This is a genomic window from Burkholderia sp. AU45388 (genome assembly GCF_030481585.1).
Classification (GTDB): Bacteria; Pseudomonadota; Gammaproteobacteria; order Burkholderiales; family Burkholderiaceae; genus Burkholderia; species Burkholderia sola.
The window spans coordinates 1-23,562 of the sequence record NZ_JAUJPV010000042.1 but is presented as its reverse complement, the minus strand read 5'-3'; the positions used below and the strand labels follow the sequence as shown (position 1 = coordinate 23,562).

Genomic DNA, 23,562 nt, shown 5'->3' with positions numbered 1-23,562 from the left:
TTGCCTGATGACCATAGCGAGTCGGTCCCACCCCTTCCCATCCCGAACAGGACCGTGAAACGACTCTACGCCGATGATAGTGCGGATTCCCGTGTGAAAGTAGGTAATCGTCAGGCTCCCTTAGCCAGAAACCCCCGCCCGACAAGGCGGGGGTTTTTGCATTTCAGCGTCCTAAAAAGCATACGGCGAAGCGCCCCCATTCCTCGTAACCCAACAGCGTGCACACGCCAGATCAGATCATCCGCGCTCCTGCTGCCCAGCCTTCCTCCGGAACGAAGCTCCGCGATTTGATACGATCGAAGTGTCGTCGACGAGGGCATCTGTCGATGATCGTGTTCGAACGGGGCTTGATGGAGAGGGGCGGGGAATGAATATCGGCGACGCGTCGCGCGAATCCGGAGTCAGCGCCAAAATGATCCGGTACTACGAACAGGTTGGCCTTCTTGCGCCGAGCAAGCGTACCGATGCCGGCTACCGCATCTACGGCGCGGACGAAATCCATATCCTGCGGTTCATCCGCCAGGCGCGCCGACTCGGCTTTCTCGTGGAGGACATTCGCAAGCTGCTGATGCTCTGGCAGGATCGCTCACGCGCCAGCGCCGAAGTGAAATCGATCGCACTTGAGCACGTGGCCGAACTCGACAAACGCATCGCGGAGTTGAGCGACATGCGCGACACGCTGGCCGATCTGGCCGCGCACTGTCATGGTGACGGCCGGCCTGAGTGCCCGATTTTGGCGCGCTTGGCCGACGCCGCTATTGAACCAAATTAGTGCGTGCGCTCGAGCCTCAAAATGTGCTCAGGCCGAATATGATTATAAATCAAAGGGTTATATGCGGTTCAATCGTCGCCATTCCAAATTGGAATGGTCTCCATGCAAGTTTTTCACTGGCATCTTGGTGCGGCGTCGCTATAATTCGGGATAACCCTATACGGGAAATCCCTGAATCTCGATTCACCAGGGGTCCCTCTTCCTTGGAGAACGTCATGATCGCCTACATCGTCGAAAAGCTGAGCAACTGGTTCGAATCCGCAGAACGTGAGCGCCGTGAGGCTTACCTCGCCACTTCGTCGGACATCGTCCAGCTCGAGAGCCGCATCCGCTCGCTCGAAACCAACGGCTACTCGCTGTAATCGGAGTCACCGTCAGTGCCGCGCGGCACCGAGCGATAAGCAAGCCCCGTATTGACGGGGCTTTGTTTTTTGTGCGCCGGATCTGGCGAAATCATCGGTGCAGCGCTATGGTGTGGACCTGCTTTTCCTTGTGAAGGACACGATCATGGGTTTGCGTTTCGATGTGCGTCGCAGTGCCCGCGCGCGTCTCGTTCTGGGTGCGGTCGTGCTCGTCCATGGCCTCGCGGCCGGTGCCGCGACGTCGTCCAGGCCACTGGTTCTCGATACGCAGCGCGGTATCCAGGACGGCAAGGGTGGGTTGGTGTTGCAGACGGCCCCGTTATCGCAGGAACCGATCGTCGAGCCGGCCGGCATGCGGGCTCCGGCCGGGCAGGGGCCGAACACGTCGGTTCCGCTGTTCGTCGCGCCGTATATCAACGTTCCCGCGTGGGGCGGGCAGCCCACCAACCAGCCGAGGCTCGCGCCCCGGCCGTAGCCGTAACGACCGTCGCCCGGTCAGTTTCCGCGGTGCTCGATTTGAAACCGGGCGCCGCTATCCTGTCCCAGCTTCTCGACCAGGTACGGCAATACCTCGTTCATGCTCTGAGCGAGCGTATACGGGGGATTCAGGATGAACATCCCGCTGCCGTAGAGGCCCAGTCCGTCGGCCGGCGGATTCGACACCGTCAGCGTCAGGTGCAGCCAGTTGTTCGGCTGCAGGCGTTTCAACTGCTCGGGAAAGCGCTGCGATTCCGTCCGCGCGACCTGCGGATACCAGATCGCATAGCAGCCGGTCGCGAAACGCTTCAGGCATTCCGTCACGCAGCTCACCGTGCGCGCGTAATCCTTCTTGTCCTCGTAGGACGGATCGATCAGCACGAGTGCGCGCCGCGGCGGCGGCGGCAGCAACGCCTTGATACCCTCGAAACCGTCGCCGGCGAAGATCATCGCGCGTCGCCCCGCATCGCGGAAATTGTGGCGCAGCACATCGATTTCCGTCGTGTGCATTTCGAACAGGCGCATACGGTCCTGCTCGCGCATCGACCGCCATGCGATGTACGGGGAGCCCGGATAGAAGTGCAGTTCGCCGTCGTCGTTCAGCGCGCGGACTTCGTCCACATAGTCGCCGAGCGCCTCCGGCAGGCTCTTTTCGTCCCACAGCCGGCCGATGCCGGTATCGAATTCCGACGTCTTCGCTGCATAACCGTCGCGCAGCGAGTACACGCCGGCGCCCGCGTGCGTATCGATGTACCAGTACGATTTGTCTTTCTTGTTCAGGTAGCGCAGCAGCTGGACGACGACGGCGTGCTTGAGCACGTCCGCGTGGTTGCCTGCGTGAAAACCGTGACGATAACTGAGCATGGCTGGCTGCCTGAAACGAAAGGTGAATCGATGAAAGCGGTCGATCGGGCGCGGCGGTGAGGCCGGGCGCCGATGCGGCCGCGTATTGTACGCGAGTGGCCGCGCGTCGCCTCACACGTATGCGTCGCCGACCACTGCCTCGATGCGTTGTTTCACATCCGGCGTCAGCTTCGCCGCAACGTCGAGCGCGCGCATGTTGTCGCCGACTTGGTCGACCCGCGATGCGCCCGTGATGACCGAACTCACGCGCGGATTCGCGAGCACCCAAGCGATGGCCAATTGGCCGGTACTGCAGCCGAGCTCGGCCGCGATCTCGCCGAGCCGTTCGACGATGTCGTTGGCGGCCCGATCGGTCAGGCGTTCGCGCATCCAGTCGTAGCCCGGCAACTGCGCGCGGCTACCGGCCGGCACGCCGTTGCGATACTTGCCGGTGAGCAGACCCGAGGCCAGCGGGCTCCAGGTCGTGAGGCCGAGGCCGTAATCGTCGTAAAGCCGCGCATATTCCTGCTCGACCCGCGTGCGGTGGAACAGGTTGTACTGCGGCTGTTCGACGACCGGCTTGTGCAGATGGTGGCGCTCGGCGATCTCGCACGCTGCACGGATCTCGTCGGCGCTCCATTCCGACGTGCCCCAGTACAGCGCCTTGCCGCGCACGATCATGTCGCTCATCGCCCAGACGGTTTCCTCGATCGGCGTATGCGGATCCGGGCGATGGCAATAGACCAGGTCGACATAGTCGAGCTGCAGCCGGCGCAGCGAGCCGTCGATTGCGTTCAGCAGGTACTTCCGGTTCAGCGTGTGATACTGGTTCGGGGCTTCCGCGAGCCCCCAGAAGAACTTCGTGGACACGATATAGCTGACGCGCGGCCAGTCGAGCGACTTGAGCGCGTGGCCCATGATTTCCTCGGACTTGCCGCCGGCGTAGACCTCGGCGTTGTCGAAGAAATTGACGCCCGCGTCGCGTGCCGCGGCGAGGCATTCGCGCGCGACCCGCTGGTCGACCTGGTTGCCGTACGTCACCCACGAACCGAGCGAAAGCGCGCTGATCTGCAGGCCGGAGCGGCCTAGCCGTCGATAGTGCATGAGACTCTCCTGCTGAACGGAACCGACCTTAAGCTTAGACGTTTTGCGCACGAACGGCGGGGCCGATCGTGCACAATGACGGCTGGCCCGCCGCTGCGATGTCGTGCTGAACGCGGATGCGGCGGGCGCGTGTTTTATCGATCCGATAACGGGAGGAGACGGACATGGCAGCAGATCTGAGCGGCAAGACCGCAGTCGTCACGGGCGCCGCGAGCGGCATCGGCAAGGAAATCGCGCTGGAGCTGGCCAAGGCCGGCGCGGCCGTCGCGATCGCCGACCTGAACCAGGACGGCGCGAACGCGGTCGCCGACGAGATCGTCAAGGCAGGCGGCAAGGCGATCGGCGTCGCGATGGACGTGACCAATGAAGATGCCGTGAACAGCGGCATCGACAAGGTGGCCGAGGCGTTCGGCTCGGTCGACATCCTCGTGTCGAACGCCGGCATCCAGATCGTCAATCCGATCGAGAACTACTCGTTCGCCGACTGGAAGAAGATGCAGGCGATCCACGTCGATGGCGCATTCCTGACGACGAAGGCCGCGCTCAAGCACATGTACAAGGACGATCGCGGCGGCGTCGTGATCTACATGGGCTCGGTGCACTCGCACGAGGCGTCGCCGCTGAAGTCGGCCTACGTGACGGCCAAGCATGGGTTGCTGGGTCTCGCGCGCGTGCTGGCGAAGGAAGGCGCGAAGCACAACGTGCGCTCGCACGTGGTGTGTCCGGGCTTCGTGCGCACGCCGCTGGTCGACAAGCAGATTCCGGAGCAGGCGAAGGAGCTCGGCATCAGCGAAGAGGACGTGATCAAGAAGGTGATGCTGGGCAACACGGTCGACGGCGTGTTCACGACGGTGCAGGACGTCGCACAGACGGTGCTGTTCCTGTCGGCGTTCCCAAGCGCCGCGCTCACCGGCCAGTCGTTCGTCGTCAGCCACGGCTGGTTCATGCAGTGACGCGGGTGCGGGCGGTGTCGCCGCCCGTCGCGCTGGACGGCACAAAAAACGCGCTCCGTGGAGCGCGTTTTTCATGTCGGCAGGGCGGGGCCGGTGACAGCCGCCGCCCGGTGCAGCTTTACTTCAGGACCGCTGCGACCGCGTTGGCGACCGCGTCGAGGTTGCGCGTGTTCAGCGCGGCGACGCAGATCCGGCCCGTGCCGACCGCATAGATGCCGAACTCGTCGCGCAGGCGATCGACTTGTGCCGAGGTCAGGCCCGAATACGAGAACATCCCGCGCTGCGCGTTGATGAAGCTGAAATCGCGATCGACGCCGCTTGCCTTCAGGCGCTCGACGAGACCATTGCGCATCGCACGGATGCGATCGCGCATTTCGCCGAGTTCCTGCACCCACGAAGCATGCAGTTCCGGCGACGCGAGCACCGCTGCGACCACCGCGCCGCCGTGGGTCGGCGGGTTCGAGTAGTTCGTGCGGATCACGCGCTTCAGTTGCGACAGCACGCGCGTGGCTTCTTCCTTGCTCGACGTGATGATCGACAGCGCGCCGACGCGCTCGCCGTACAGCGAGAACGACTTCGAGAACGACGACGACACGAACGCGTTCAGGTCGGCCGCGGCAAACAGGCGCACGGCAGCGGCATCGGCTTCGATGTTCTCGCCGAAGCCCTGATAGGCCATGTCGAGGAACGGCACGAGGTTGCGCGCCTTCACGACTTCAACGACCTGTTGCCATTGCGCTTCGGTCAGGTCCACGCCGGTCGGGTTGTGGCAGCACGCGTGCAGCACGACGACCGTGCCGGCCGCGTAGCCGTTCAGCGCCGACAGCATGCCTTCGAAGTTCACGCCGTGGGTGGCTGCGTCGTAGTAAGGGTACGCGACGACCTCGAAGCCGGCCGCTTCGAACAGCGCGCGGTGGTTTTCCCAGCTCGGATCGCTGATCGCGACCTTCGCGTTCGGGTTCAAGGTGCGCAGAAAATCGGCGCCGATCTTCAGCGCGCCCGTGCCGCCCAGCGCCTGGGCCGTGACCACGCGGCCTGCCGCGATCAGCGGCGAGTCGTTGCCGAGCAGCAGCTTCTGCACGGCCGCATCGTAGGCGGCGATCCCGTCGATCGGCAGGTAGCCGCGCGGCAGGCCGGCCTCGACACGCGCCTTCTCCGCGTCGCGCACCGCGCGCAGCAGCGGAATCTTGCCGTCTTCGTTCGTGTACACGCCGACGCCGAGGTTGACCTTGGTCGGACGCGCATCGGCGTTGAAGGCTTCGTTCAGGCCCAGGATCGGGTCGCGGGGAGCAAGCTGGACAGCGGAGAAGAGCGACATGATGATTCGGCAGTAGTGAAAAGAGGGTCAGGCTTTCAACCGGCGGGGCGGGCGCGGTGAACCGCGCCTGCGGCGCGACGCCGGAAAGCGCAGCAGCCTGACATTGTAGCGAATTCGTGCTGACGGGGGCGGTGATTCCGTCGCGATGAGGGCGGCGAATCGCGATTCCGGGCGGCCGTCGCGCGTCAGGAGCCGACAGCAGTTCGCGCGGCCGCGAAGCGCTAGAATGCTTTCTTTGCCCTTGCTCCGGCCGCATTCCATGTCCGAACATCATGCCGAAGTCGGCGACGCGCTCGACGAATCCAAATTCGTCACTTTCGAAGGGTCGCCGTTCCAGCTTTACCAGCCCTATCCGCCCGCGGGCGACCAGCCGACCGCGATCGACACGCTCGTCGAAGGCGTCGGCGACGGCCTTGCCTTCCAGACGCTGCTCGGCGTAACCGGCTCGGGCAAGACCTTCACGATGGCCAACACGATCGCGCGGCTCGGCCGCCCGGCGATCGTGTTCGCGCCGAACAAGACGCTCGCGGCGCAGCTTTACGCGGAGTTCCGCGAGTTCTTCCCGCGCAATGCGGTCGAGTATTTCGTCTCGTATTACGACTACTACCAGCCTGAGGCCTACGTGCCGCAGCGCGACCTGTTCATCGAGAAGGATTCGTCGATCAACGAGCACATCGAGCAGATGCGGCTGTCGGCGACGAAGAGCCTGATGGAGCGCCGCGACGTGGTGATCGTCGCGACGGTGTCGGCGATCTACGGTATCGGCAATCCGTCCGAATACCACCAGATGATCCTGACGCTGCGCACCGGCGACAAGCTCGGCCAGCGCGACGTGATCGCGCGATTGATCGCGATGCAATACACGCGCAACGAGCAGGATTTCCAGCGCGGCACGTTCCGCGTGCGCGGCGACACGATCGACATCTTCCCGGCCGAACACGCGGAAATGGCCGTGCGCGTCGAATTGTTCGACGACGAGGTCGAGACGCTGCACCTGTTCGATCCGCTGACCGGGCGCGTGCGGCAGAAGATTCCTCGCTTTACCGTGTACCCATCGTCGCACTACGTGACGCCGCGCGACACCGTGATGCGCGCGGTCGAGACGATCAAGGACGAACTGCGCGAACGGCTCGAGTTCTTCCATCGCGAAGGCAAGCTCGTCGAGGCGCAGCGCCTCGAGCAGCGCACGCGCTTCGATCTCGAGATGCTGCAGGAGCTCGGCTTCTGCAAGGGCATCGAGAACTATTCGCGGCACTTCTCGGGCGCGGCGCCCGGCGATCCGCCGCCGACGCTCGTCGACTACCTGCCGCCCGATGCGCTGATGCTGCTCGACGAATCGCACGTGCTGATCGGCCAGCTGAACGGCATGTACAACGGCGACCGCGCGCGCAAGGAAAACCTCGTCAATTACGGATTCCGCCTGCCGTCGGCGCTCGACAACCGGCCGCTGAAGTTCCCCGAGTTCGAGCGCAAGATGCGCCAGGTCGTGTTCGTGTCGGCGACGCCGGCCGACTACGAGAAGCGCGTGACGGGGCAGATCGCCGAGCAGGTCGTGCGACCCACGGGCCTCGTCGATCCGGAAATCGAAGTGCGGCCGGCGAGTTCGCAGGTTGACGACGTGCTCACCGAGATCAACGCGCGCGTGAAGGCCGGCGAGCGCGTGCTGATCACGACGCTGACGAAACGCATGGCCGAACAGCTGACCGAGTTCCTGGCCGACCATGGCGTCAAGGTGCGTTACCTGCACAGCGACATCGATACGGTGGAGCGCGTCGAGATCATCCGCGATCTGCGGCTCGGCACGTTCGACGTGCTGGTCGGGATCAACCTGCTGCGCGAGGGCCTCGACATTCCCGAAGTGTCGCTCGTCGCGATTCTCGATGCGGACAAGGAAGGCTTCCTGCGCGCCGAGCGCTCGTTGATCCAGACGATCGGCCGCGCCGCGCGGAACGTGAACGGCAAGGCGATTCTCTATGCCGACAACATGACCGAATCGATGAAGCGCGCGATCGGCGAAACCGAACGGCGCCGCGCGAAGCAGATCGCCTACAACGAAAAGATGGGCATCACGCCGCGCGGCGTCGTGAAGCGCATCAAGGACATCATCGACGGCGTCTACAACGCCGACGACGCGCGTGCGGAGTTGAAGGAAGCGCAGCAGCGCGCGAAATTCGAGGACATGTCGGAAAAGCAGCTCGCGAAGGAAATCAAGCGTCTCGAGAAGCAGATGGCCGATTACGCGAAGAACCTCGAATTCGAGAAGGCCGCCGCGACCCGCGACCAGCTTGCCGTGCTGCGCGAACGCGTGTTCGGCGCGAACGTGGGCGACCACATCAGCGGCGGCCGGTAAATCTTTCCAAACGTCACCGTATCCTTTTGGTAAAGCGCCTGTAAGCCTTGTCGAATCAGGGGTTTACGGCGCTCTCCGTTTGTTCCGAAACTGGTTCAGTGCTAAACTTCGCATGTATTGAGAATAGTTCGCATTAACGTTCTTCGTCGCGTTAGTGTTTCCAGCGGGCGGCCGGCGGCGGCCCGCGTTTCGTCAAGATAGTCAGACAAATAACAAGGAGTGTCCATGTTGGGTTCTTCGTTCATCCGCACGACGGTTGCGGTAGCGGCGGCGCTGGCCGCGATGTCCGCCTCGGCTGCCGAGTATCCGATCGGCAAGCAGCAGATCCAGGGCGGCATGGAAATCGGCGCGGTGTATCTGCAGCCGATCACGATGGACCCGGAAGGCATGATGCGCAAGGCGTCGGATTCCGACATCCACCTCGAGGCCGACATCCATGCGGTCAAGAACAACCCGACCGGTTTCGCCGAAGGCGACTGGATGCCGTACCTGCAGGTCACGTACAAGCTGACGAAGCAGGGCGACACGAAGTGGAAGGCCGAAGGCGACCTGATGGGCATGGTCGCGAGCGACGGCCCGCACTATGGCGACAACGTGAAGCTCGCCGGCCCGGGCAAGTATCACCTGACGATGGTCGTCAAGCCGCCGATGCAGTCCGGTCACATGGCGTTCGGTCGCCACGTCGACAAGGAAACGGGCGTGGGCCCGTGGTTCAAGCCCATCACGCTCGAATACGACTTCCCGTTCGCCGGTATCGGCAAGAAGGGCGGTTACTGATCGGTGGCATTACGAACGGCGCGCTTCGGCGCGCCGTCGGCGTAGAGAACCCAGAATGAAAATTCCCCAGAAAATCGTTGCCGCAGCCGCTGCGCTGTGGCTTGCCGGCGCGGCGCAGGCGGCCGATCTGCCGACCTTCAAGCTCGAGATGACGGACGGCAAGCTGAATCCCGCGCGCATCGAAGTGCCGGCCGGCCAGCGTTTCAAGATCGAGATCAGGAACACCGGCAAGGGCGCCGCCGAATTCGAGAGCGTGCAACTGCGCAAGGAGAAGGTGCTCGCGCCGGGCGCCGATTCGTTCGTGGTCGTCGCCCCGCTGTCGCCGGGCGAATACAAGTTTTTCGACGATTTCCACCAGCAGGCACAGGGCGTGATCGTCGCGAAGTAACGCGTTTTATCTGCGCGCGGGCGCGCCAGTCCCTTGCCCCGAGCGTCAGGAGGTATCGATGGGTCAGATCTTGTTCATCGTCTGGCGGGAGAGCGTCGAAGCGCTGCTCGTCGTCGGCATTCTCTATGCATGGCTGAAAAACGGCGACGACGACGCGCGCCGCGGCCTGCCTTTCCTCTGGGCCGGCGTCGGCGTCGGCCTGCTGATGGCCGTCGGCCTCGGCGCCGCGCTGGTCGGGTTCACCGAAGTGTTGTCCGGCGACGCGCAGGACTATTTCCAGACGGCGATGGTGCTGATCGCGTGCGTGCTGATCGTGCAGATGGTGCTGTGGATGCGCCGGCACGGCCGCACGCTGAAGCGCGACATGGAGCAGTCGCTGCAGCAAAGTACGCGCGATTCGAACTGGTGGGGCGTCGCCGTGCTGGTCGCGCTCGCGATCGCCCGCGAAGGCAGCGAGACGGTGATCTTCCTGTACGGCCTGGGTTTCGGCCAGTCGGGCCACGTCGACGGCAGCCAGATGCTCGCGGTCGTGATCGGTCTCGGCCTCGCGTTCCTCACGTTCTATCTGCTGCAGCTCGGCGGCAAGTACTTCTCGTGGCGGCATTTCTTTCGCGTCACCGAAGTGATGCTGCTGTTCCTCGGCGCGGGCCTGTTCCAGACCGGCGTCGACAAGCTGATCGACAAGGAAATCCTGCCGCTCGGCATCTCGCAGGTGTGGGATACGTCCGCGATTCTCGATGATTCGGGCACCTTCGGTTCGCTCGTCGCGACGCTGACCGGTTATCGCGCGCATCCGGCGCTGACCAACCTTGTGGCGTATGCGGTGTACTGGGCGGTCGTCTGGCTGCTGATGAAACGCGCGAGCCGCCGTCCGGCCGTCGCAGCGGGTCGCGCGGCATGAGCGTTGTCGCCGCCGTCAAGCCGGGTTGGCTCGCGCAGGCCGGCCAGTGGATGCAGCGCCACGGTGCACTGATCCGCGGTATCCAGTGGATCGTCGTCGCCGTCTACGCGTTTCTGATCATCGTGCCGGCCGTGTTGCCGCTGCCGGACGATTCCGCGCATCTGTGGAACAACCTCACGCTCATCGCGCAATTCGCGTTCTGGGGCATCTGGTGGCCATTCGTGCTGCTGTCGATGGTGATGCTCGGGCGCGTCTGGTGCGGCGTGCTGTGCCCCGAAGGGGCGCTTACCGAATACGCGAGCAAGTTCGGCCGCGGCGGCCCGATCCCGCGCTGGATCCGGTGGGGCGGCTGGCCGTTCGTCGCGTTCGGCATCACGACGATCTACGGGCAGATGGTGAGCGTGTACCAGTATCCGCTCGCGGTGCTGTTCGTGCTCGGCGGCTCGACCGTCGGCGCGATCGTGATCGGCGTGCTGTACGGCCGCGAGAAACGCGTGTGGTGCAAGTATCTGTGTCCGGTCAACGGCGTGTTCGGGCTGCTCGCGCGGCTTGCGCCGATGCGCTACAAGGTCGACGAGGATGCGTGGCGCCGTTCGTACAAGAACGGCGAGCACGGCCATCGCGTGATTCCGATCAACTGCGCACCGCTGGTACCGTTGCGCAACATGAAGGGCGCGGCGGACTGCCATATGTGCGGCCGCTGCAGCGGGCACCGCGACGCGATTTCGCTGTCATTGCGCTCGCCGTCCGACGAAGTCGTGAACCTCGGGGCGGAGCGGGCCAACCCGTGGGACACCGCGCTGATCCTGTACGGCCTGCTCGGCGTGGCGATCGGCGCGTTCCACTGGACCGTGAGCCCGTGGTTCGTGCAGATCAAGCAATGGCTCGCGGGCTGGCTGATCGACCGCGACATCACGTGGCCGCTCGAGACCAATGCGCCGTGGTTCCTGCTCACGCACTATCCGGATCGCAACGACGTGTTCTCCTGGCTCGATGGCGGGCTGGTCGTCAGCTACATCGTCGGCACGGGGCTCGTGTACGGCACGGCGCTGCTGGTGTTGCTGGCCGGCGCCACGCTGATGCTCGGCCGCTTCGATCGCGTGCGCCTGCATCACCTCGCCCAGGCACTGATCCCGATCGCCGGCGCGGGCGTGTTCCTCGGGCTGTCGGCCACGACGCTGTCGTTGCTGCGCGCCGAGCATGTGCCGCTCGGCTGGGCAACCGACGTGCGCATCGCGATTCTGGTCGGCGCCAACGTATGGAGTGCGTGGCTCGCGTGGAAGGTCACGGGGCGCTATGCGGCGTGGCCGCGCCGGCTCGCGGCGTTCGCGTGGTTCGCCGTCGGGCTGGCCGTCGTCGACAGCGCATGGTGGCTGATGTTCTGGGGGTTCTGAAGCGGCGCGCATGCCGCTTCATTCGGCTGTCGTGCATTGCGCGGCCACTTATATGCAGGCGGCGTGCTTCGCGCATTGGTTGCCCAAACAAAAAGCGACACGTCCATCGACGTGTCGCTTTTTTCTTCCTTGTGCGAGAACCAAAAAAGTGGCTTGGCTTGCTGCAACGGCTGCTTGAGTGTGTTTGCACGAAGGGGTCTAGATCTCGCGTGCAAGCCGTTACGCTGGCTACTGCCCAACACCTCTCAGGGAGGTGGTCCCCACAATACTCGGTCGTTACTTCGTCAGGATCAGTTTGCCGAGCCGCGTCGCCCGCAACTGATAAGTCTCTCCGTTATGCGCGATGCTGACGTGGCTTTGGCCTTGCAGCAGCGCATCGCTGTTGACGACCCGCGTGCCTGCATCGCGGTTGCCGGCGGGTTTCGCCGGCGTGGTGACCGCTGCCGTCTTCTGGCGGCTGCTGGCTGCGGTGCCGGTGGTGCGGCGCAGGGTCAGCGTGGTCGGGCGCATGGTGTCGGTCATTCGGTTTGATCGGTGACTGTCGATACGATGGAATGAATTCTAAATGATAACTATTCCCATTTACAAAGACTCTTTATCGATCGAAACGTCTGATCTGATAGTTTGAATCAAAGCGGCGGCTCGCAGGCCGCCGCCGGATTCAGTGCAGCGGATCGGGATCCTTGCGGCCCTGCGCGTATTCGCGGATCAGGCGAACGGTGTCGATATCCGACGTGCGGTACGCCTCCTTGACGATCCCGTGCGTCTGTCGCGCTTCTTCGCTGTCGTCGGTGACCGTCAGCGTCGTGCGGTAGTCGAAACGCAGGAACAGCTCGTGGTCGTCGCGCTCCTCGATCGTCATCGTCAGCGAACCGCCGATCTCGCCATCCGCCGCACGGATGTCGTAGCGGACCTGCTGGTTCGGCGTGAACGTCACGTGGTCGCGCACGGTCGCGTGACCGTAATGGAGTTCGCGCTCGAGGGTCGTGTCCGTCCGCTCGCGGATGACGCAGCTGTCGAGGCCGATCACGAACAGTTGCGGCTGTTCCGCACGCAGTACGAGGCCTTCCCAGAGCTGGTCGCGCGTGAGGGTCGGCACGCCCGGTTCGTCGGAGTTGATCTGGATCAGGTGTTCGAAGTTCAAGGGGCGGGTTCCTTCTGGTGGCGGGTGGCCACATGGTTCAAGAACTTATTGTGACGCAAAACCACCGGCTTCGCGGCACCTGCCGCCCGATCCGATTCACGCTTCGATGCGACCCATGCGACCGGTCTGATAGTCGACGACAGCCTGCCGGATCTCTTCCTCGGTATTCATCACGAACGGGCCGTAACGGACGATCGGCTCGTTGAGCGGCACGCCGCCGATCAGCAGCAGGTCGAGCGACGTGTCGCCGGCACCGAACGTGACGGTGTCGCCATCGTCGCCGTAGACGATCATGTGTCGTGCGTCGACAGCCTGCCTGTCGGGCCCATAGAGGCCCGTTCCGTCGATCGGATAGGCAAACACGCGATAACCGGCCGGCACGGGCTGCGTGACCGTCGCGCCGGGCTCCAGCGTGAAGTGCTGATAGAGGATCGGTGTGCGCGTCTCGATCGCGGCCTTTACGCCGAATGCTTCGCCCGCGATGACGCGCACGCGTGCGCCGCCGTCCGGCGACGTCGCGGTCGGAATGCGGGCGGCCGGGATTTCCTGGTAGCGCGGCGCGATCATCTTGTCGCGGCGCGGCAGGTTGACCCACAGCTGGAAGCCGTGGGAGCGTCCGCCTGCCTGAGCGAACGCCGGATCCGGCATCTCGCTGTGCACGACGCCGGCGCCGGCCGTCATCCACTGCACGTCGCCGGGGCCGAGTGTGCCGGCATGGCCGGACGAGTCGCGATGGCGGAAGCGCCCGTCGAGCGCGTAGGTCACGGTCTCGAAGCCGCGATGCGGATGGTCGGGCGCACCGACGGCTTCGCCGGGGGCGTAGTCGATGGGGCCCATTTCATCGAGCAGCAGGAACGGATCGAAATCCATCAACAGCCGCGTCGGGAACGGGCGGTGAACCACGAAACCGCCGCCTTCGGTGGTGCGAAGCGCGGGGTAGGTGCGATCAAGCGAGCGAGCGGTAGTCATGGGAAGCCCTCGAAATCATCGGAATAGCGTTATTTTCGAAACATAGCGCTATTATATTGGGCGTTTTACCGGGCGATTGGCGGCGGTTCGCAATGGATTGTTCTGAAATTGGAACGATGAGATGAATATCGATGCACATAACCTGAACGACCTGATGTACTTCTCGCAGGTCGTCGAACATGGCGGCTTCTCGGCCGCCGAACGCGTGCTGGGCATCTCGAAATCGCGTCTGTCGCGGCGCCTGACCGAACTCGAGGCGGCGCTCGGCGTGCGCCTGCTGCAGCGCTCGACGCGCAAGCTCGCACTGACCGAGGCGGGGGAGCTGTTCTACCAGCATTGCCAGGCGATGCTCGCCGAAGCGCGGGCCGCGATGAACGCGGTGCAGCAGTTGCGCGCGTCGCCGCGCGGCTCGGTGCGCGTCAGCGTGCCGGTGACGCTGTCGCAGACGATGCTGTCGCGCATCCTGCCCGAATTCCTGCGCCGTTATCCCGAGGTGAAGGTGCATGTGCGCGTGACGAATCGCGTGATCGACCTGTTCGAGGATTCGATCGACGTCGCGTTGCGCGTGCGCTCGGAGCCGCCGCAGAACGCGAACATCGTCGTGCGGCCGCTGTGGCGCACCGAGCAGATGCTGGTCGGCGCGCCGAGCCTGCTGAGCCAGAATGCGCCGCCGCTGGCGCCGGACGACCTGACCGGCTTCGAGACGCTCGATACGCCGAGCGTCGACGGCCGGCACGTATTCAATCTGATCGCGCCGGACGGAACGCGCCACGTGCACGAGCATGATCCGCGTCTCGTGACGGCCGACCTGATGACGATCCGCGAGGCCGTGCTCGACGGCCTCGGCATCGCGGCGCTGCCGGAAATGATGTACGGCAACGCGTTGCGTGCGGGGCAGTTGTCGCCGGTGATGCCGGGCTGGACGCTGCCGGTGCCGCAGCTGTATGCGGTGTTCGTGTCGCGGCAGGGGATGCCGCCCGCGGTCCGTGCGTTCGTCGATTACCTGGTCGAGAAGCTCGACCACGGCGCGTACAAGGAGCCGGGTTGCCCCGAGCGCGCGAAGAACGAAGCGGCGGCCGATGTTTCGGCCACCTGAACACGGCATGCACGACGACGCAAATTTGTTTTGTCATTGAAGCGTCGCCTGCAATCGCAAGTTTCAATCGCCGGAACCTTGAATGCGTGCGCGGGCGGGCCTATATTGAAATCCCATTTCGCGAAGGAAGTTCTGAGCGAAATCAGGTGGCCGCATATATTGCGAGCCAGATAGGGCAGAACGCGCAGTCCGTGCAGACCACGGCAGAGTCGCATTTGCGTTGCTCGAGGCGTAACCGATACCGCCAAGAGCCCGCCGCCCGAAGGCGCCCGCGTGCGCATGAAAAAAGGCCTTCATCTGGCGATGAAGGCCTTTTACTTTGTGTGTGGCCGGCTAGGTGTGGCCGGCCAGGTGTGGCCGGCCAGGTGCGGCCGGCCAGGTACGCAGTGACTACTGGCTGCCGCCGACGACGGAACGTGCGCGCGTTACTTCGCTTTCGCACCCGGCTCCGTCACGAAGCCGAGCTTCGTCAGGCCGCCTGCCTGCGCATCCGACATCACTTCCGCGACGTGTTCGTAGGCGACCTTGCGGTCCGCGCGCAGATGCAATTCCGGCTGCGGCGTACGCTTCGCGGCTTCCGCGATGCGTGCCTGCAGCTGTTCGCGCGTGACCGTGTGGTCGTCCCACAGGATCGTGCCGTCGCCCTGGATCGCGACGTCGACGGTCTGCGGCTTTTCGTCGACGGGCCGGCTGCTGGCGTGCGGCAGGTCGATCTTCACCGCATGCTGCATCGCCGGGATCGTCACGAGGAAAATGATCAGGAGTACGAGCATGACGTCGACGAGCGGCGTCATGTTGATCTCGCTCATCACGGCATCGTCGTCATCGTCGCTGAAACCGGTGTTCATGGCCATGGTTCACCTCGTCTCAGCTGGCGGCGCGCGATGCGAGACGCAGGCCGTCGCGCGTCGACGACGACGCGAGGCTCGCGCCCGTCACGAAGTACGCATGCAGGCCGTGCGCGAAGCGGCGCAGCTTGCTGACGACACCCTTGTTCGCGCGGGTCAGCGCGTTGTAGCCGAGCACCGCGGGAATCGCGACGAACAGGCCGAAAGCCGTCATGATCAGCGATTCGCCGACCGGGCCCGCGACCTGGTCGATCGACGTCTGGCCGGTGGCGCCGATCGCGAGCAGCGCGTGGTAGATGCCCCAGACCGTGCCGAACAGGCCGACGAACGGCGCCGTGCTGCCGACCGATGCGAGGATCGCGAGGCCGCTCTGCATGCGCGAGATGCCTTCGTCCATCGTGTCCTTCAGGCAGCGCGTGACCCAGTCCGATACGTCCATGCGGTCGTGCAGGTGCGGTTGCGTCTGATGGTGGTGATCGGCGGCTTCCTTGCCCGACAGCGCGAGCGCGAGGAACGGGTTGTCGTTCGGCGTCGATGCGGCGAGGCCGAGCTTCTTGATGCCGTCGTCGAAATTGTCGGAATGCCAGAACGCCTGTTCGGCATTCTTCGTGAGGCGGTTCAGGCGGATCACGTTCCAGCCCTTCATGACGATCACGATCCACGACAGGACCGACATCACGAGCAGCGTGATCGCAATGGCGCGCGTGACGAAATCACCTTGCGCCCAGACGTGCGCGATACCGTAGCTTTGCATTTTTTGTTTCCTTTGAATCTTCCGGATGTTAATCAGTGAGCCCGAAGCTGTAGGGCTGTGTGCGGGCGGCGCGGATCGCCTGGCCGTTCTCGACGTACGGGCGGCAGGTGGTCGCGCGCATCGCGTCGAGTGAGGCATCGTCGAGGCGCGGATAACCGCTGCTCTTCTGCAGATCGATGCTTTCGATCTTGCCGGTCACGCCGACGACGAAGTGAACATAGGCGGTGCCCGATTCGCCGCGGCGGCGCGACATCGACGGATAGTCGGGCTTCACGAAGTTGCATTGGAGCGTCGGCACGTTCTTCGGTGCGCTGACCTGCATCGTTTCGCGCGCCGGGCCCGGCGTGGCGGCCGGTGCGGCGGGAGCGGGCGCGGCGGGAGCCGGTGTCGGATCGGCGGCGGGAGCGGGCGTGGGCGACGGGGCCGGCGACGGCGCAACCGGCTGCGGGGTCGGCTTCGCCGCTTTCTGTACCGGCTTCGGCTCGACCTTCGGCTTCACGCGCGGCACGGGCTTCGGCGGTGCGGGCTGGGGGATCGATTCGGCCGCGACCTGCTGCGCGATCGGCGCAGGCGTGATGAGCTGCGCGGTGATCGTCTGGACCTCGACCGATTTCGGCGGCGGCGCGTTGCGATGGAGCCATGCGGCCGTCAGCATGATCGCGTGTGCGGCAAGCACGCCGACCGCGACGACGATCACTCGGGGATTCATACGTGGTGCAGCCGGCATGGCGCCGGCAGGAGCGAGATGCGAAGCCTGCATGTTAGCTTGAAAGAACGACGTCGCACCCGGGGCGCGGCGGGTGAATCGGCATCACTTGCGGAAGATCAGCAGCGAGATGCAAACGGTGGTTACGAATCCGATCAGCAATTCCATCACAGGCTCCTTGGCAGGTAAGCCGTTGGCTCGCGCAGACGATGGCTTGCTGACGGTCAAGACAAAAAATGCGGCCTGGGCCGCATGCGCATGCTCGGCGCCGCTCAGGCGGCCTTGCGGTCGTAGAACGTGACCGGAATCGGATGCGCATGATGCTCGACGCCGCAACGGCTCGCGCAGACGCCTTGCTCGGCCATGAGGTCGCGTACGGACTCCTCGCACTTGCCGCAGCACGTGGCCACGCCGAGCTCGAACTGGAGTTCATCGAAAGAGTTCACGCCCTCGGCGAGGGACGCGCGAATCTTGCGATCGGAAACAGACTTGCACACGCAGACGATCATGATGAGTTGCGATAGCTAACGTTAATGCGAATTATTATCATTAATTTTGCGGGGATTGACAAGCCTGGGTCGGGCTTTTTTTAAGGTCATCGGACCCCTTGAAACGACGGAGGGCGAAGGGGCGGCGGGCGGGCGCCGCCGGCCCGCGTCAGGCGGTCGCGCAGGCGCGCGCGTTCGGCGAGGAAATGGTGACGGATTCGACCGGCGCATCGAGGCCGAGCAGCGTCGACGCGAGCGCGTGCAGTTGCAGGCCGTCGCTCGTCGAGCAGAAGCGCGGCAGCGCGGCATGCGTGCCGGCCGGCGCGCGCAGTCCGCGCTCGTCGAGCACCCGCGCGAGCTGGCGGGCGATGGCATCGCTCGTGTCGACGATCGTCAGGCGCTCGCCAACAAGGTCACGAATCGTGTCTGTGAAGAACGGGTAGTGCGTGCAGCCGAGTACCAGCGTATCGGCGCCGTCGTCGAGCATCGGCTGGATGTAACGCTCGAGCAGCGCGCGCAACGCGGGCGAATTCGTGTCGCCGCGTTCGATCGCTTCGACGAGCCCGTGGCCGGGCTGGCAGATGAAGCGGCGGCCGGCGCCGTAGCGATCGAGCAGCGCCTGGAAGCGTGGGCTGTTCAGCGTCGATTGCGTCGCGAGGACGCCCGCGACGCCGGTCGTGGACAGCGCGGCGGCCGGCTTGATGCCTGGCTCGACGCCGACGAGCGGAATCGACAGGCGTTCGCGGATGGCCGCGATCGCCCGTGCCGTTGCCGTGTTGCATGCGATCACGAGCGCTTTCGCGCCTTCGCGGGCGAGCCATTCGCCGATCGCCAGCGTGCGTTCCGTGATGAATGCCTCGTCGCGCGGGCCATACGGCGCGTGGTGCGAGTCGGCGACGTAGACGAACGATTCGTCGGGCAGGTGCGCGCGCACGGCGCGCAGCACCGACAGGCCGCCGAGCCCCGAATCGAAGATGCCGACAGGGGCGGCGGCGCGCGGCGCGGGTGCGGCGGACGGGTTCGTCATCGTCGGGCGGGCGGCGGGCCGGCGGGTGGGGCGATTACTCGGGCGAGCCCATCATCGTTTGCTGATAGTTCTGCAGGCCGACCTTGCCGATCAGGTCGATCTGCGTTTCGAGCCAGTCGATGTGCTCTTCGGTGTCGTCGAGGATCTTTTCGAAGATCTCGCGCGACACGTAGTCGCGAACCGATTCGCAGTAGGCGATCGCTTCCTTGCAGGTGGATTGCGAGATCTGCTCGAGCTTCAGGTCGCACTTCAGGATCTCTTCGGTTTCCTCGCCGACGAGCAGCTTGTGCAGGTCCTGCAGGTTCGGCAGCCCGTCGAGCATGAACACGCGCTCGATCAGCCAGTCGGCGTGCTTCATTTCGCCGATCGACTCGTCGTATTCGTGCTTGCCGAGCTTCTCGAGGCCCCAGTGCTTGTACATGCGCGCATGCAGGAAGTACTGGTTGATCGCCGTGAGTTCATTCTTCAGTTGGGCGTTCAGATATTCGATGACTTTCTTGTCGCCTTGCATGGCTGTTCCTTGTTCAGTGGGGCTTCAGAAACCGAACGATAATCGCTCGAACGAGAAAAGCCAAGCCTCGAAGCCTTGTCGGGCCTGCTTTTTGCGTGTAATGAGAATCAGCCTTGAACGACCGGCCGAACACGATAATGAGAATGAGAAGTAAAAAGGCCGGACGTGTGTCCGGCCTTTCGTTCGATCGCGCTTAAGCGGTGGCGACCGGGATCTTGCCGATCTTCGCCTGCCATTCCTTCGGACCCGTCTGATGCACCGACGTACCCGACGAATCGACGGCCACCGTCACCGGCATGTCCTGCACGTCGAACTCGTAGATCGCTTCCATGCCGAGGTCTTCGAACGCGAGCACCTTCGCGCCGCGGATCGCTTTCGACACGAGGTAGGCCGCACCGCCGACCGCCATCAGGTAGGCCGCCTTGTGCTTCTTGATCGCATCGATCGCGACCGGGCCGCGCTCGGCCTTGCCGACCATCGAGATCAGACCCGTCTGAGCGAGCATCGTCTCGGTGAACTTGTCCATGCGCGTGGCCGTCGTCGGGCCGGCCGGGCCGACCACTTCGTCGCGCACCGGATCGACCGGCCCGACGTAGTAGATCACGCGGTTCGTGAAGTCGACCGGCAGCTTCTCGCCCTTCGCGAGCATGTCGGCGATGCGCTTGTGCGCGGCGTCGCGGCCGGTGAGCATCTTGCCCGACAGCAGCAGCGTCTGGCCCGGCGTCCAGCTCGCGACTTCTTCCGGCGTCAGCGTGTTCAGGTCGACGCGCTTGCTGGTTTCCGTGTTCGGTTCCCACTGCACCTTCGGCCAGGCGTCGAGCGACGGCGCTTCAAGCTTGGCCGGGCCCGAACCGTCGAGCACGAAATGCGCGTGGCGCGTGGCCGCGCAGTTCGGGATCAGCGCGACCGGCTTCGAGGCCGCATGCGTCGGCGCCGCCATGATCTTCACGTCGAGCACGGTCGCGAGGCCGCCGAGGCCCTGCGCGCCGATGCCGAGCGCGTTGACCTTCTCGTGCAATTCCACGCGCAGTTCCTCGACCCAGTCCTTCGGGCCGCGCGCGATGATTTCCTGGATGTCGATCGGCTCCATCAGCGATTCCTTCGCCATCAGCATCGCCTTCTCGGCGGTGCCGCCGATGCCGATCCCGAGCATGCCCGGCGGGCACCAGCCGGCGCCCATCGTCGGGACCGTCTTCAGCACCCAGTCGACGATCGAGTCGGACGGGTTCAGCATCACGAACTTCGACTTGTTTTCCGAGCCGCCGCCCTTCGCCGCGACCTGCACGTCGACCTTGTCGCCCGGCACGATCTCGTAGTGGATCACGGCCGGCGTGTTGTCCTTCGTGTTCTTGCGGGCGCCTTCCGGCGGGTTGACGATCGACGCGCGCAGCACGTTGTCCGGGTGCGTGTAACCGCGGCGCACGCCTTCGTTGATCATGTCGGTGACGCCCATCGTCGCGCCGTCCCAGCGCACGTCCATGCCGACCTTCACGAAGATCGTCACGATGCCGGTGTCCTGGCAGATCGGGCGCTTACCTTCCGCGCACATGCGGCTGTTCGTGAGGATCTGCGCAATCGCGTCCTTCGCCGCCGGGCTCTCTTCCAGCTCGTACGCGCGGCCGAGGGCCTGGATGTAGTCGAGCGGATGGTAGTAGCTGATGTACTGCAGCGAATCCGCGATGCTCTGGATCAGGTCTTCCTGTTTGATGACGGTCATGGCTGAGACTCTGTGGGGACAGTGGGAATGGTTTGCCGACGGGTCAGGCCGCCGGTCGGGACGCCGCGGGCGCATGCGCCTCGTGGAAATGGGCCGGGTGCGTGTGCGTCGTCAGGCGATCGACCCACGCCATCACGAGCGCCGACACGAGGAACGACACGTGGATGATCACCTGCCACATGATCGCGTGCGTCGTGTGCTGGTCGGGGTTGATGAAGGTCTTCAGCAGGTGGATCGACGAAATGCTGATCAGCGCCATCGACAGCTTGACCTTCAGCACGCCCGCGTTCACGTGGTCGAGCCATTCGGGCTCGTCGGGGTGGCCCTCGATGCCGAGCCGCGACACGAACGTTTCATATCCGCCGACGATCACCATGATCAGCAGGTTCGAGATCATCACCACGTCGATCAGGCCGAGCACGGCGAGCATCACGCTGATTTCGTCGAGGCCCGTCGCATGCGACAGCAGGTGCCAGACTTCCTTCAGGAACAGGAACACGTAGACGGCTTGCGCGACGATCAGGCCGAGGTAAAGCGGCACCTGGAGCCAGCGGCTCATGAAAATCAGCGCGGGAAGGGGGCGAAGCGGGCGGCGGCCGGGATGGCCGGGCGAATGCGGGGCGGACATGTCGGGGTACGGGCGCGGTGCGCAGGTATCGGGGGTAATCTTGAAAAGGCGCGCTATTGTAACGCGTCGGCCGGCGCCGCTGCAGCGACGCGCCGGCACGGCCGGGGACGGATCAGGAAGCGGCCGCCGGCACGCGTTTTCCGCGCAGGCTCGCGAGCACGATGCCGGCGACGACGCACGCGAGCGCGATGCCGTGCGCGAGCGTCGGGCGCTCGCCGAGGAACGCGATGCCGTACGCGGCCGCGGCGATCGGCAGCACCGCGCTGAACACGCCGGCGAGACTGCCCGGCACGTGCCGGATGCCCTTCATCCACAACCAGAACGAGAAGATGCTGGCCGACAGCCCGTACCAGACGACGAGCGCCCAGGTGCCGGCGGGCACGCTCGCGTAATCGAAATGCCATAGCGCCGTCGCGCCGAGCGGCAGCATCAGGAACAGCCCGAACAGGTGGGTATACGCGCAGATGTCGATCGGGGCGAGCGTTTGCGTGAGCCGGCGCGACAGGATCACGTAGATCGATTCGCAGCACACCGCGCCGAGGATCAGCAGGTTGCCGATCAGCGAGCCGGACGCGTCGCCCTGCGTGCCGTGACCGGCCGCGCTGCCGTTCGCGAGGTTGATCGTCACGACCCCGACGATCGCGAGCGCGATCGACACGAGCGCACGGCCGTTCGGTTTTTCACGCAGGATCAACCATGCGAACAGCGCGACGATCGCGGGGATCGTGCTCGTGATGACGCCCGCGGCCACCGCGCTCGTGCGCTGCACGCCGTTGAGCATCAGCAGCGTGAACATGAAGGTGCCGAAGAATGCTTGCAGGAACAGGTTCAGCCATTCGCCGCGCTTGACCGCGCGCATCTTCACGGGACGGAACAGCGGCCACAGCACGGCGATCGCGATCACGAAGCGCAGCGTGGCGAGGATGGCGACCGGGACGAACGCAACGATGGATTTACCGATACCGACGTTGCTGCCGACGAACAGCATCGACAGGATGAGGAAGAGGGCGTAGCGATTCAAGCTGGAATCCGGAAGGCGAGTTCAGTTAGGATTGTAGGGTCGCGGTCGTAACAGCGTAAAGCCGACCTCGGTGCGGCGCGCCCGACCCGCGAAACGGCCATGCCGCGTAAGTGACGGGTAAGTTGGAGCGCTTATCGTGGACATTGCCGGGCCGCGGCTCACGTTCGCGTGAGGTGGTGCGGTGCAGCATCGTGCGCAGCCCTTCGCGGCCGCGTGCGGGTGGTGGGAGACAGCGGCGCGCAGGCGCCGGCCAAGACGACGCGCGGCGCACACGATCGCGCCGCCATGCAGAGGATTCATGTTCACCAAGGGGTTGTCGATGTCTGCGATTGAATCGGTTCTTCACGAAACCCGTCAGTTCGCGCCGCCCGCGGCGCTCGAGAAGACGGCGACCATTTCCGGCATGCCGGCCTATCGCGCGCTCGTCGCCGAGGCCGAGCAGGATTACGAAGGCTTCTGGGCGCGTCTCGCGCGCGAAGGCCTCACGTGGCGCAAGCCGTTCACCCAGGTGCTCGACGAGAGCAACGCGCCGTTCTACAAGTGGTTCGACGACGGCGAACTGAACGCGTCGTACAACTGCCTCGACCGCCACGTCGAAGCCGGCAACGGCGAGCGCGTCGCGGTGATCTTCGAGGCCGACGACGGCACCGTCACCCGCGTGACCTATGCGGATCTTCTCGCGCGCGTGTCGCGCTTCGCCAATGCGCTGAAGAAACGCGGGATCGGCAAGGGCGACCGCGTCGTCATCTATATCCCGATGTCGATCGAAGGCATCGTCGCGATGCAGGCCTGCGCGCGCATCGGCGCGACGCACTCGGTCGTGTTCGGCGGCTTCTCCGCGAAATCGCTGAACGAGCGGCTCGTCGACGTCGGCGCGGTCGCGCTGGTCACCGCCGACGAGCAGGCCCGCGGCGGCAAGACGCTGCCGCTCAAGAGCATCGCCGACGAGGCGATCGCGCTGGGCGGCTGCGAAGCGGTCAAGAGCGTGATCGTCTATCGCCGCACCGGCGGCAA

At 64.7% G+C, this 23,562-nt stretch carries 26 protein-coding genes and 1 rRNA gene; 12 read left to right on the top strand and 15 right to left on the bottom strand.

Annotated elements, in window-relative coordinates; genetic code table 11:
* Positions 1-3 precede the first annotated feature (3 nt).
* The 4 genes from rrf to QZM72_RS34760 all read left to right on the top strand — a co-directional run bounded on the left by rrf (position 4) and on the right by QZM72_RS34760 (position 1,609).
* Positions 4-116: ribosomal RNA gene (rrf, locus tag QZM72_RS34775) — 5S ribosomal RNA — on the top strand.
* Between the two features lie 251 nt (positions 117-367).
* Positions 368-772, top strand: coding sequence for a Cu(I)-responsive transcriptional regulator (gene cueR, locus QZM72_RS34770; protein ID WP_089467879.1), 405 nt, complete (start codon positions 368-370; stop codon positions 770-772).
* 215 nt (positions 773-987) lie between these two features.
* Positions 988-1,134, top strand: a complete 147-nt coding sequence (locus QZM72_RS34765; RefSeq protein WP_006478295.1) for a DUF3563 family protein — start codon at positions 988-990, stop codon at positions 1,132-1,134.
* A gap of 145 nt (positions 1,135-1,279) precedes the next feature.
* Positions 1,280-1,609, top strand: coding sequence for a hypothetical protein (locus QZM72_RS34760; protein WP_089467997.1), 330 nt, complete (start codon positions 1,280-1,282; stop codon positions 1,607-1,609).
* 20 nt (positions 1,610-1,629) lie between these two features.
* Here the strand turns inward: QZM72_RS34760 and QZM72_RS34755 are convergent, their stop codons facing one another.
* Positions 1,630-2,475, bottom strand: coding sequence for a 23S rRNA (adenine(2030)-N(6))-methyltransferase RlmJ (locus QZM72_RS34755; protein WP_089467878.1), 846 nt, complete (start codon positions 2,473-2,475; stop codon positions 1,630-1,632).
* Between the two features lie 111 nt (positions 2,476-2,586).
* Positions 2,587-3,558 (bottom strand): aldo/keto reductase, encoded by a 972-nt coding sequence (locus QZM72_RS34750; RefSeq protein WP_089467877.1) that lies wholly within the window; start codon positions 3,556-3,558, stop codon positions 2,587-2,589.
* A gap of 164 nt (positions 3,559-3,722) precedes the next feature.
* Between QZM72_RS34750 and QZM72_RS34745 the strand changes: the two genes are divergently transcribed.
* A complete protein-coding gene (locus tag QZM72_RS34745) occupies positions 3,723-4,511 on the top strand; it encodes a 3-hydroxybutyrate dehydrogenase (protein ID WP_089467876.1) in 789 nt (262 codons plus the stop codon).
* 118 nt (positions 4,512-4,629) lie between these two features.
* On the opposite strand, the gene QZM72_RS34740 is transcribed toward QZM72_RS34745, so the two are convergent.
* The gene (locus tag QZM72_RS34740; protein ID WP_089467875.1) at positions 4,630-5,829 is read right to left on the bottom strand and encodes an amino acid aminotransferase; all 1,200 of its coding nucleotides are present in this window, start codon (positions 5,827-5,829) and stop codon (positions 4,630-4,632) included.
* A 259-nt stretch (positions 5,830-6,088) separates the two neighbouring features.
* Here QZM72_RS34740 and uvrB point away from each other — a divergent pair, with 259 nt between their 5' ends.
* From uvrB to QZM72_RS34715, 5 genes are all read left to right on the top strand, one after another.
* Complete coding sequence (gene uvrB, locus QZM72_RS34735) at positions 6,089-8,179, top strand: excinuclease ABC subunit UvrB (RefSeq protein ID WP_050018183.1); 2,091 nt, start codon at positions 6,089-6,091, stop codon at positions 8,177-8,179.
* A gap of 225 nt (positions 8,180-8,404) precedes the next feature.
* Complete coding sequence (locus tag QZM72_RS34730) at positions 8,405-8,956, top strand: iron transporter (RefSeq protein ID WP_006483880.1); 552 nt, start codon at positions 8,405-8,407, stop codon at positions 8,954-8,956.
* Positions 8,957-9,011: 55 nt separating this feature from the next.
* Positions 9,012-9,344, top strand: coding sequence for a cupredoxin domain-containing protein (locus tag QZM72_RS34725; protein WP_027810193.1), 333 nt, complete (start codon positions 9,012-9,014; stop codon positions 9,342-9,344).
* A 58-nt stretch (positions 9,345-9,402) separates the two neighbouring features.
* A complete protein-coding gene (locus QZM72_RS34720; protein WP_027784952.1) occupies positions 9,403-10,245 on the top strand; it encodes an FTR1 family protein in 843 nt (280 codons plus the stop codon).
* Positions 10,242-11,639 carry a 4Fe-4S binding protein gene (locus tag QZM72_RS34715; RefSeq protein WP_301740375.1) on the top strand — a complete coding sequence of 466 codons (1,398 nt, stop codon included), beginning with the start codon at positions 10,242-10,244 and terminating at the stop codon, positions 11,637-11,639. Before QZM72_RS34720 ends, QZM72_RS34715 begins: the two co-directional genes overlap by 4 nt.
* 276 nt (positions 11,640-11,915) lie before the next feature.
* Here the strand turns inward: QZM72_RS34715 and hemP are convergent, their stop codons facing one another.
* From hemP to QZM72_RS34700, 3 genes are all read right to left on the bottom strand, one after another.
* Positions 11,916-12,161: a hemin uptake protein HemP gene (gene hemP, locus QZM72_RS34710; RefSeq protein WP_034207822.1), complete on the bottom strand. Its 246-nt coding sequence runs from the start codon at positions 12,159-12,161 to the stop codon at positions 11,916-11,918.
* 139 nt (positions 12,162-12,300) lie between these two features.
* Positions 12,301-12,783, bottom strand: coding sequence for an SRPBCC family protein (locus QZM72_RS34705; RefSeq protein WP_089467873.1), 483 nt, complete (start codon positions 12,781-12,783; stop codon positions 12,301-12,303).
* A 96-nt stretch (positions 12,784-12,879) separates the two neighbouring features.
* On the bottom strand, positions 12,880-13,752 hold the full coding sequence (locus QZM72_RS34700) for a pirin family protein (protein ID WP_089467872.1): 873 nt from the start codon (positions 13,750-13,752) through the stop codon (positions 12,880-12,882).
* Positions 13,753-13,873: 121 nt separating this feature from the next.
* Here QZM72_RS34700 and QZM72_RS34695 point away from each other — a divergent pair, with 121 nt between their 5' ends.
* Positions 13,874-14,848, top strand: coding sequence for a LysR substrate-binding domain-containing protein (locus tag QZM72_RS34695; RefSeq protein WP_089467871.1), 975 nt, complete (start codon positions 13,874-13,876; stop codon positions 14,846-14,848).
* Between the two features lie 425 nt (positions 14,849-15,273).
* Here QZM72_RS34695 and QZM72_RS34690 read toward each other — a convergent pair whose 3' ends face one another.
* The 9 genes from QZM72_RS34690 to QZM72_RS34650 form a co-directional block, all read right to left on the bottom strand.
* Positions 15,274-15,702 carry a biopolymer transporter ExbD gene (locus tag QZM72_RS34690; protein WP_089467870.1) on the bottom strand — a complete coding sequence of 143 codons (429 nt, stop codon included), beginning with the start codon at positions 15,700-15,702 and terminating at the stop codon, positions 15,274-15,276.
* Positions 15,703-15,715: 13 nt separating this feature from the next.
* Positions 15,716-16,450, bottom strand: coding sequence for a MotA/TolQ/ExbB proton channel family protein (locus QZM72_RS34685; protein ID WP_089467869.1), 735 nt, complete (start codon positions 16,448-16,450; stop codon positions 15,716-15,718).
* Positions 16,451-16,478: 28 nt separating this feature from the next.
* A complete protein-coding gene (locus QZM72_RS34680; protein WP_301740374.1) occupies positions 16,479-17,210 on the bottom strand; it encodes an energy transducer TonB in 732 nt (243 codons plus the stop codon).
* Positions 17,211-17,428: 218 nt separating this feature from the next.
* Complete coding sequence (locus QZM72_RS34675; RefSeq protein WP_006482749.1) at positions 17,429-17,665, bottom strand: bacterioferritin-associated ferredoxin; 237 nt, start codon at positions 17,663-17,665, stop codon at positions 17,429-17,431.
* Between the two features lie 148 nt (positions 17,666-17,813).
* A complete protein-coding gene (gene murI / locus QZM72_RS34670) occupies positions 17,814-18,671 on the bottom strand; it encodes a glutamate racemase (protein ID WP_089467867.1) in 858 nt (285 codons plus the stop codon).
* 34 nt (positions 18,672-18,705) lie between these two features.
* The gene (gene bfr, locus QZM72_RS34665) at positions 18,706-19,182 is read right to left on the bottom strand and encodes a bacterioferritin (RefSeq protein ID WP_011352652.1); all 477 of its coding nucleotides are present in this window, start codon (positions 19,180-19,182) and stop codon (positions 18,706-18,708) included.
* A 193-nt stretch (positions 19,183-19,375) separates the two neighbouring features.
* A complete protein-coding gene (locus QZM72_RS34660; protein WP_089467866.1) occupies positions 19,376-20,899 on the bottom strand; it encodes a fumarate hydratase in 1,524 nt (507 codons plus the stop codon).
* A gap of 43 nt (positions 20,900-20,942) precedes the next feature.
* Positions 20,943-21,527: a TIGR00645 family protein gene (locus tag QZM72_RS34655; protein WP_012492727.1), complete on the bottom strand. Its 585-nt coding sequence runs from the start codon at positions 21,525-21,527 to the stop codon at positions 20,943-20,945.
* A gap of 112 nt (positions 21,528-21,639) precedes the next feature.
* Positions 21,640-22,548, bottom strand: a complete 909-nt coding sequence (locus QZM72_RS34650; protein ID WP_301740373.1) for a DMT family transporter — start codon at positions 22,546-22,548, stop codon at positions 21,640-21,642.
* Positions 22,549-22,867: 319 nt separating this feature from the next.
* On the opposite strand from QZM72_RS34650, the gene QZM72_RS34645 reads away from it, so the two are divergent.
* Positions 22,868-23,562, top strand: a 695-nt coding sequence (locus tag QZM72_RS34645; RefSeq protein ID WP_301740372.1) for an AMP-binding protein, incomplete at its 3' end; no start/stop codon positions are given.

Excerpts from the sequence above, each read along its gene's own strand:
- cueR (WP_089467879.1), top strand. The coding sequence starts at position 368 with ATGAATATCGGCGACGCGTCGCGCGAATCCGGAGTCAGCGCCAAAATG.
- QZM72_RS34765 (WP_006478295.1), top strand. The coding sequence starts at position 988 with ATGATCGCCTACATCGTCGAAAAGCTGAGCAACTGGTTCGAATCCGCA.
- QZM72_RS34760 (WP_089467997.1), top strand. The coding sequence starts at position 1,280 with ATGGGTTTGCGTTTCGATGTGCGTCGCAGTGCCCGCGCGCGTCTCGTT.
- QZM72_RS34755 (WP_089467878.1), bottom strand. The coding sequence starts at position 2,475 with ATGCTCAGTTATCGTCACGGTTTTCACGCAGGCAACCACGCGGACGTG.
- QZM72_RS34750 (WP_089467877.1), bottom strand. The coding sequence starts at position 3,558 with ATGCACTATCGACGGCTAGGCCGCTCCGGCCTGCAGATCAGCGCGCTT.
- QZM72_RS34745 (WP_089467876.1), top strand. The coding sequence starts at position 3,723 with ATGGCAGCAGATCTGAGCGGCAAGACCGCAGTCGTCACGGGCGCCGCG.
- QZM72_RS34740 (WP_089467875.1), bottom strand. The coding sequence starts at position 5,829 with ATGTCGCTCTTCTCCGCTGTCCAGCTTGCTCCCCGCGACCCGATCCTG.
- uvrB (WP_050018183.1), top strand. The coding sequence starts at position 6,089 with ATGTCCGAACATCATGCCGAAGTCGGCGACGCGCTCGACGAATCCAAA.
- QZM72_RS34730 (WP_006483880.1), top strand. The coding sequence starts at position 8,405 with ATGTTGGGTTCTTCGTTCATCCGCACGACGGTTGCGGTAGCGGCGGCG.
- QZM72_RS34725 (WP_027810193.1), top strand. The coding sequence starts at position 9,012 with ATGAAAATTCCCCAGAAAATCGTTGCCGCAGCCGCTGCGCTGTGGCTT.
- QZM72_RS34720 (WP_027784952.1), top strand. The coding sequence starts at position 9,403 with ATGGGTCAGATCTTGTTCATCGTCTGGCGGGAGAGCGTCGAAGCGCTG.
- QZM72_RS34715 (WP_301740375.1), top strand. The coding sequence starts at position 10,242 with ATGAGCGTTGTCGCCGCCGTCAAGCCGGGTTGGCTCGCGCAGGCCGGC.
- hemP (WP_034207822.1), bottom strand. The coding sequence starts at position 12,161 with ATGACCGACACCATGCGCCCGACCACGCTGACCCTGCGCCGCACCACC.
- QZM72_RS34700 (WP_089467872.1), bottom strand. The coding sequence starts at position 13,752 with ATGACTACCGCTCGCTCGCTTGATCGCACCTACCCCGCGCTTCGCACC.
- QZM72_RS34695 (WP_089467871.1), top strand. The coding sequence starts at position 13,874 with ATGAATATCGATGCACATAACCTGAACGACCTGATGTACTTCTCGCAG.
- QZM72_RS34690 (WP_089467870.1), bottom strand. The coding sequence starts at position 15,702 with ATGGCCATGAACACCGGTTTCAGCGACGATGACGACGATGCCGTGATG.
- QZM72_RS34685 (WP_089467869.1), bottom strand. The coding sequence starts at position 16,450 with ATGCAAAGCTACGGTATCGCGCACGTCTGGGCGCAAGGTGATTTCGTC.
- QZM72_RS34680 (WP_301740374.1), bottom strand. The coding sequence starts at position 17,210 with ATGCAGGCTTCGCATCTCGCTCCTGCCGGCGCCATGCCGGCTGCACCA.
- QZM72_RS34675 (WP_006482749.1), bottom strand. The coding sequence starts at position 17,665 with ATGATCGTCTGCGTGTGCAAGTCTGTTTCCGATCGCAAGATTCGCGCG.
- murI (WP_089467867.1), bottom strand. The coding sequence starts at position 18,671 with ATGACGAACCCGTCCGCCGCACCCGCGCCGCGCGCCGCCGCCCCTGTC.
- bfr (WP_011352652.1), bottom strand. The coding sequence starts at position 19,182 with ATGCAAGGCGACAAGAAAGTCATCGAATATCTGAACGCCCAACTGAAG.
- QZM72_RS34660 (WP_089467866.1), bottom strand. The coding sequence starts at position 20,899 with ATGACCGTCATCAAACAGGAAGACCTGATCCAGAGCATCGCGGATTCG.
- QZM72_RS34655 (WP_012492727.1), bottom strand. The coding sequence starts at position 21,527 with ATGTCCGCCCCGCATTCGCCCGGCCATCCCGGCCGCCGCCCGCTTCGC.